Genomic DNA, 7,646 nt, shown 5'->3' on the forward strand with positions numbered 1-7,646 from the left:
CGGTGGCGCAGACGCCGTCGCTGTTCGGCAGCAACGTCGCCGGCTTCCAGGTGGAGCTGGACAGCGACGCCGCGCTCAACACCTTCATCGCCGGCTTCACCGGCCCCGGCACGCTGTCGCCCTTCCGCATCGAGTACCGGATGGGCGCCCTGACCCAGCTGCTCGGCGCCAGCGCGACGGTGAAGTACATCTCGACCGCGGCCATCAGCTACGAGAAGCGGTATGAGAGCCGCAAGGACACCTGGGGCAATAGCAAGCAGGTGCTGGTCGAGACGCGCCAGGTGCTGAAGGAATCCGGTGCCGGCGACGTCAGCGTGACGCCCGGCGTCGGCTCGACGCCGGAGCTGCTGCAACTGGTCCGCGACTGGGCCTGGACCACGCTGGAGGGGCAGGTCGCCCGGACGGTGGATGCGGCGCGGGCGCTGGCCCAGGGCAATCAGAGCCCGGTCTCCGCCACCAGCGACTTCACCCAGACCTATTCCGAGGACGCGATCGTCGAATGGACGACGCCGGTCTCCTCGGCCCTGCCGCGCTTCGACGACGAGACCTGGAAGACGCTATATCACGAGGTCGATAACCGGCAGCTCTCGGTGCTGTTCCAGCTCGCCGGCAATCCCTATGCCGCCGACGGGTCGCTGCTGTTCGAGGAGGTCAAGATCGAGGTCGAGTACCCGACCCGGACCACCGACAACACCTTCCTCCTGATCCCCGGCACCGATGACCTCGTCAGCAAGCTCTACGTCGCGGCGGGGGAGGGCAGCTTCAGCCCGGAGTACCGCTACCGCTACACCGTCTACTACGCCGAAAGCGAGCCGTTCACCTCCGACTGGATCGCGGACCGCGCCACGCTGATCAGCCTGCGGCCGAACCTGTTCGGCATCCGCAATGTCGCCTTCATCGGCACCAACGTGCCGTTCGACGCCGCGTCCGACAAGGGCGGGGTCGACCGGGTGTTCATCGACTTCTTCGACAACCCGCCGACGGGCCAGCCGGCCAAGCTGCAGACCCAGGAGATGCGGGCGAATGGCGAGGCCGTGACCTTCGCCTCGACCTATCACGTGCCGATCACCAACACCTATGACTACCGGCTGCGCTACCTGCTGAAGGACGGCAGCCTGATCGTCACCCAGCCGCCGCGGCAGTTCGGGTCGAACAACGCCGATCTGGTGCAGGTGTTCAGCCCGGCGCCCGGCATCGCCAATCTGGAGCTGCGGGCGCTGGTCACCCAGGGCGGCGACGGCTTCATGGACATCAATGCCACGGCCGCCTATTTCGACGACCAGAACCCGTCGGAGCGGAAGCCGCCCAACCATATGTGGAGCGGCTGGGCCCCGGAGATGAAGCCGGGCCTTTATTCCGCCGAGGCCTGGCGTTTCGACGCGCAGCCCGACCCGCAGACCGCCTTCTTCCGCCTGAACGGACAGATCATCTTCGGCAATGGCGACATCTTCGAGCTGACCAACCTCAACCTGGCCTACAGCAAGCGGCCGCTGATCCTGAAGGACACCGAGGAGATCTACAGCGTCGAGATCTTTTCCAACCAGGTGGACTGGACGGCGGTGGCGGGCGTCACCATCAACGTCTTCCAGCTGATCGACAGCGAGGGCAGCGTCGTCTCGGGCGATGTGCCGGTGACAGCCTCCTTCCTGCTGACGCCGGACCAACTGCACCCGGCCGAGGCCGCCGCCATCGCGGCGACACGGACGCCGCTGATCCCCTTCACCGTGCTGCAGCCGGTCGAGCGGGTGAAATCGCTGCCGCTGTTCTACACGCTGCGCAAGCCGCGCCAGGCCAGCGACCTCGTGTTCTACTTCAACGCCGACTACATCACGGTCGACGGGCAGCGCCGCAGCATCGGCGACACCCAGATCACCAACCGGCTGCAGCTGCACCTGCCGCCGCTGCCGTCGGAACCGGTGCCGGGGCGCATCCAGCGCTTCGCCGTGCCGACCCGCTGAGCCGGACGTCCCGCCATGCTGGCCACCGCACTGCCGGTGGCCGGCCCCGGGCCGGGGCCGGCCACCATCCCGCCCGCCCGGCTGCGGGTGCTGGGTGACGCCTGGATCGACGAGATCCGGGCGGTCTGCCCCGATCCCGCGGCGCGGGACAGCGATCTCTGCGCCAACGGAGACCCGGTCGAGGTCGCCTTCCTCTGGCCCGCCGGGGATATGCGCCTGACCTGCGACCCGGCGCCGGGCGACCCGGCCGCCGCCCGTCTCGACGCCGCGCTGCGGCTGACCCGGGCGGAGCTGTCGGCCGCCCAGCACGAAGAGTTGCGGCGGCTGTTGGAGGGCGCCGCCGGCGGGCGCTGGGGCGCCTGGGTCGGGTCCCGCCTGCGGGCCGGCCGGATCCGCCGCAAGCTCTATGTCGAGATCGCCGAGGGCACACCCTGGCACAACTGGTGGCCGCTGGCCTGGCTGTCCGGCCCGGCGGCCGCCACCCGCCTGCCGGACCCGGTGATGGCGGGCTTCGACGGCTCCTCGGACGGTGTCGAGGTCTATTGCCGGACGCCGCCGCTGCATCCGGTCACCCTGGCGGCGCTGCTGGCCCAGCTCGGCCTGCCGGCCGCCACCGGCGCCCTGACGGGCGAGCTGGCGCGGATCACCGGCCGGGCAGTGCGGTCGGCGCTGCCCGGCCGCGACCAGGGGATCAGCCTGGCCTTCGGGCCGGACCGGCGGATCCGTGCCCTGACCTGGTACAGCCATGCCGACATGCTGTTCGGCCCGGCCGACCGGGCCCGCGAGGCTTGGCTGCGCGCCGGGGCCGAGGCCGGCTGGCCGATGGCGGGCTACGCCGCCCTCAGCGCACCGGGGCCGGGCGGCGTGCCCTGGCATGGCCTAGCCGGACTGGTCCTCGGCGCCGATGGCGTGGTCTCGGCCTCGGTCACCTGCGCCCCACGCCCCTGGAGGACGGCATGACCGCCCCCGGCCTGGCCGATGTGCTGGCGCTGCAGCGGCCCAACGGCGCCTTCCCATCGATCGTCGGCGATGGCGGCGAGCGGATCGCGGACGAGACCTGCTTCGTCACCGCCTCGGTCGTCCTGCTGCTGGCCCCGCATGAAGCGGCCCGTCCGGCCTGCGAGCGGGCGCTGGACTTTATCGAGCGCTGCGAGGCGCCCGACGCGCCCGGCGCCTTCGGCTTCTACCCCGCCGACGGCTCCGGCCCCCGGGTGGTGGACCGGCTGCCGCCCGACGCCGACGACACGGCGCTGGCCTGGCTGGCCCTGCTGGCGATGGGGCGCCGCGGCGTCGATGCCGCCCGCGCGGCCTTCCGGGACCGCATCGGCCCAGCGTCGCGACGCATCGTGCCGGGCACGGCGCCGCCCTGGACGCGGCCGGGCGCGGTGCGCACCTGGCTGGTCGAGCAGGGCCCACGCAACCCGGTCGATCTCGTGGTCAATGCCAATGTCGCGGCGTTCGCCGCCCGCATCGGCGAGACCGGCCACGCCGCCTTCGACGGCGCCTGCGACAGCCTGCTGGCGGCGGCCCGCAGCGGCCACGACCCGCGGCTCTGCGGCCGGATGATGGCCCCGTTCTACGCCAGCATCAGCGAATTGCGGCTCGCGGTGCTACGCGCCGTGGCCCTCGGCGCCGATGTCCTGGCGCCCTGCCTCGGCTGGCTGGCCAGGGCGGGGGAGGCGGGCGACGCCTTGCGCCCCGACCAGCCGCTCTACTGCAACCAGCACGGCCGCCCGGTGTGGCGGTCCCCGGCGCTGCAACTGGCCCGCGGTTTCGCGGCCGCCCATCCCACTTCCGGAGGTTGACATGACCCTGTTCCCGGCCGCCGCCCTGGCGGCAGCGGGTTCCGGCGCCAAGCCGGTCCTGCGCGTCAGCACCAAATATATGGAGACCTTCCTGCCGGTGCGCCCGGTGTCCTCGGGGACGGAGATCCACAGCTTCGTCAACGAGGCCGGGGTGATCGACCTGTACAGCGTCGGCTCCGACGCGCAGGTCCATCGCCTGCGACGCGGCCAGGGCCAGTCGGCGCCCTATGAGGACACGCCGCTGGCGGTCACCGCGACGCAGCTCTATTTGTTCACCCCGGCCGGCGGGTCGGCCGACACGCCGTGGATGTTCGGCCTCGACCCCACCGGCAAGCTGACGCTCAGCCGCTGGCAGGACGGCGCCGGCTATGTCCAGCAGGTGACCGAGCCGGCAAAGGCGACGGAGACGATCCGCCGGCTGCTCGGCGTGCGCGGCAACAGCGGCCGGATCTACATCAATGTCCGGCTCGACGACGGCCGGCTGGGCACCAACTACTACGACCTGTCGGCCGGGCGCTGGGGCGGCGAGGTCTGGGCCCCGGTGAAGGGCCCGGACGGCAAGCCGGCGATGGTCAAGGACATCGCGGTCGCCGCCAACAACCCGGTGCAGTCGGCACTGTTCGCGATCGGCCAGGACGACGAGGTGCTGTTCGCCGAGGACAGCTTCCGCACCTCGCAGCTGCGCAAGCTGGGCCGCAAGGTCAGCCGGATCGGCGCCGTCACCGACGCCGACAACCTGCTTTGCCTGTTCGCGGTGGACCTGGCAAGCGGCGGGCTGTGGCTGAAGAAGCAGCGCAAATTCTCCGCCGGCAGCGGCATTCAGTTCGAGGATTGGGTGCAGCTCGATTCCGTACCGGGCGTGCGCTTCACCGACATCCGCGCCAATCTGCGCTTCGACGACCGGGTCGAGGTGTTCGCGGCGGACCAGAATGGCGACCTGAACTACAGCCGCCAGGGCGGCGCCGCGGGGGCCAAGCCGGCGGGCTGGTCGATGCTGTTCCCGATCGCCGCCGGGACCGGTGGCGCCATCTTCACCACCGGGCGCAATCGCACCGGCTATTCCGAGGCCTATTCGGTGTCGCGCCAGGCCGAGATCACCCGGTTCTGGCAGTCCCCCGAATCCGCGCAATGGTTCACGGAGGGGTTGGAGGTGCCGGAGGGCGCCGACACGCTCGCTTCGGTGCCGACCCATGCCACCGAGGTCACGGCGGTGGACGAGCGCGGCCTGCCGCTGGGCAATGCCGAGATTGTTGTCAACACCGCCTTCTTGACCACGCTGTGGGTCAATGGTGCCGCTTACCGCGCCAGCCTGCTCGACCCGGTGAAGATCAAGACCGGGCTGGACGGCAAGCTGGTGCTGCACCAGCGCGCCACGGCCCTGGCTGGCGCCACGCTGCTGATCCAGACGCCGGCGACCCCGGCCGGCGGCCCGCTGAAGGTCGAGCCCAACGCCGCGCTGCAGGAGCATCTCGCCGGCATGGGCAAGCAGCAGATCCTGGACGCGAAGGACGGGTCGGGCCAGCTGCTGCTGCCGGCCGACATGAAGGACCGCGACGCGGCGGCCGAGAGCATCGCTGAGGTGACCAAGCGGTCGATGCAGATCGCGGCGGCCGACGAGGATAGTGGCGGCGCCCTCCAGTACCGCTTCGCCGGCCCACGCCATGCCGGCTTCCGGCCGCGGCTCGACCTGTCGGCCTTGGGCGACACGGCTTGGGAGATCGACTTCAGCGCCGGCTATCCCCGCTATCGCGACGTCGATGTGGCCGAGGCCCAGGCCTGGCGTGCCAGCCGGGCCGATGCCGCGCTGGGCGGCTTTCTCGATATCGACTGGGGCGCGGTCTGGAGCGGCTTCAAGCGCGGCGTCGAATGGGTGGTGAACGGCATCAGCAAGATCGTCGTCACCATCATCGACGGCGTCGGCAAGGTGCTGTTCGAGATCGCCGGCAAGGTGTTCGAGGCGATCATCGAGGTGGCGCAGCAGGCCTTCGACTTCGTCGAGGGCGTCTGGAACTGGCTGAAGGTCAAGCTTGAGCAGCTCTACGAATGGCTGGCCTTCCTGTTCAACTTCCGCAACTACGCGCGCACGGCCGAGGGCATCGAGCATTCGATCGGCGTGGTGCTCGACTTCACCGCCGATGCGGTGCTGCTGATCCGCGACCGCGTCGCGGCCGGCTTCGACACGGTCAAGGACAACCTCAAGAGCATCGTCGACGACCTGATCAAGCAGCTCGGACCCGATGGCGGGCCGAGCCTGGGCGGCTATCTCGGCGAGCACAGCCTCGATGACGGGCAGTCCTACGCCACCGACCACAACCTGTTCCTGAACGCGTTCCAGGAGAACCAGAGCCGGATCCGGACCGTGGGCGGCGGGGCAGGGGAGCTGCGAGCCACCACCGCCCTCGCCAGCGGGGTCCAGACCCTGATGGAGAAGCTGCAGGCCCTGGCCGACAACTTCCAGTTCGGCGACGGCAAGCAGGCCTTCGACGAAGCCTTCGGCTATTTCGACGCGATCGGCTCGGATCCGGGGCGGGTGCTCGAGCTGCTGCTCAGCGGGCTGATCAAGGTGCTGGAGGGCGTGGCGCTGTTCGCGCTCGACGCCGCCAAGGGCGTGGTCCTGACCATGCTCGACCTCATCGCCGACATGGTCCAGCTGTTCCGCGAGGCGATCTTCGAGGGCTGGGAGATCCCGGTCCTGTCGCAGCTGTACGAGCTGTTCACCGGCAGCAAGCTGACGATCAGGCCGGTCAGCGTCGTCGCCTGGATCGCGGCGATCCCGACCACCATCCTGTCCAAGGTGATCCTGGACCGGGCGCCGTTCCCGGACGATGCCGCGCTCGACCGCTTCAAGGCGGGCTTCACCGTCGACTGGCTGAAGCAGCGCGCCGGCATCGGCGGGACCATGCCCGCGGCGGTGATGGTGGACAGCTCCTTCGACACGGAGCTGAAGCACAACTTCCTGGTCGCCTACACAGCCACTATGGCGCTGCGCACGCTGATCGACCTGTCGCAGATCGGTGCCAACGCCACCGGCAAGGGCCTCGGCAAGGCCGCGATCGTGCCGGTGGCTCTGCGCTTCGGCTCCACCCTGTTTACCATGCCCTGGGCGATGTCGCCGCTGGCCGGCAAGCCCTCCTGCACGCCGGGCGAGCCGGGCTTCGCCGTCACCATCTGGATCTGCCAGCTGCTGCTGGGGCCGACACGCGGCGCCCTCATCGTCAAGGCGCCGGGCGACAACGCCCAGGTGAAGATCTATGTCGGGGAGATCACGGTGTCCCTCTGGGGCGTCGCCAATGTGATCATGACGACCTGGAACTTCCTGGCCGGGTCGCGCGGGAAGGATGACGCGCTCAACTATGCCCGGAGCATGGGCAACATCCTGCCCGGCCAGGCGTTGCGCTTCCTGGCGGTGCCGGTGCTGAACCAGGGGGCCTATTACATCCCGGCGGGCATCCTGGCCGCACTGACCGCCATCGGCTACATCGGCTCGGCGGCGATCGCCGGTATCCAGGCGAAGGAGGCGGGGGACGTGGTGGTCCCCGACCTGCGGCGGGCGACGGCCTGACCCCCGCCGCCTGCGGGCCGGCGCCGCTCGGGCGCCGGTCCGCAGGCGGTCAGGATGCCGGTGACGGTTCCGCCGGCCTCAGAAGTCGAACTTGTCGATGTTCTCCTTGGTGAAGACGAAGGGCGCCCCGAGCAGGATCTCGCTGCCGTTGATGACCTGCAGGTCGCCGAGCTTGCCGGCCTTCACCGAGGTCGCGCCGGGCTTGAGCGTGCCGTCGGCCACCGCCCGCAGCACATACATGGCGGCATAGCCGAGATCGACCGGGTTCCACAGCACCACCGACTTGACGCAGTCCTTCGCCACATAGGGCTTCATCGCGTT

General features: G+C 70.2%; 4 protein-coding genes and 1 pseudogene. 4 read left to right on the top strand and 1 reads right to left on the bottom strand.

Going from position 1 to position 7,646, the window contains the following annotated elements; all coding sequences use genetic code 11:
- From ABDW35_RS27305 to ABDW35_RS27320, 4 genes are all read left to right on the top strand, one after another.
- A partial coding sequence (locus ABDW35_RS27305; protein ID WP_343717008.1) for a hypothetical protein occupies nt 1-1,958 on the top strand: 1,958 nt, incomplete at its 5' end.
- Between the two features lie 15 nt (nt 1,959-1,973).
- Entirely contained in the window at nt 1,974-2,918 is a 945-nt protein-coding gene (locus tag ABDW35_RS27310) for a hypothetical protein (RefSeq protein WP_343717009.1), read from the top strand.
- Nucleotides 2,915-3,763 carry a hypothetical protein gene (locus ABDW35_RS27315; protein WP_343717010.1) on the top strand — a complete coding sequence of 283 codons (849 nt, stop codon included), beginning with the start codon at nt 2,915-2,917 and terminating at the stop codon, nt 3,761-3,763. Before ABDW35_RS27310 ends, ABDW35_RS27315 begins: the two co-directional genes overlap by 4 nt.
- 1 nt (nt 3,764) lies before the next feature.
- Nucleotides 3,765-7,325, top strand: coding sequence for a hypothetical protein (locus tag ABDW35_RS27320; RefSeq protein ID WP_343717011.1), 3,561 nt, complete (start codon nt 3,765-3,767; stop codon nt 7,323-7,325).
- Between the two features lie 78 nt (nt 7,326-7,403).
- Here ABDW35_RS27320 and ABDW35_RS27325 read toward each other — a convergent pair.
- A pseudogene (locus tag ABDW35_RS27325) lies at nt 7,404-7,646 on the bottom strand (autoinducer 2 ABC transporter substrate-binding protein); the annotation flags it as partial.

Origin of the sequence: Inquilinus sp. (assembly GCF_039594555.1) — a bacterium.
Taxonomy (GTDB): domain Bacteria; phylum Pseudomonadota; class Alphaproteobacteria; order DSM-16000; family Inquilinaceae; genus Inquilinus.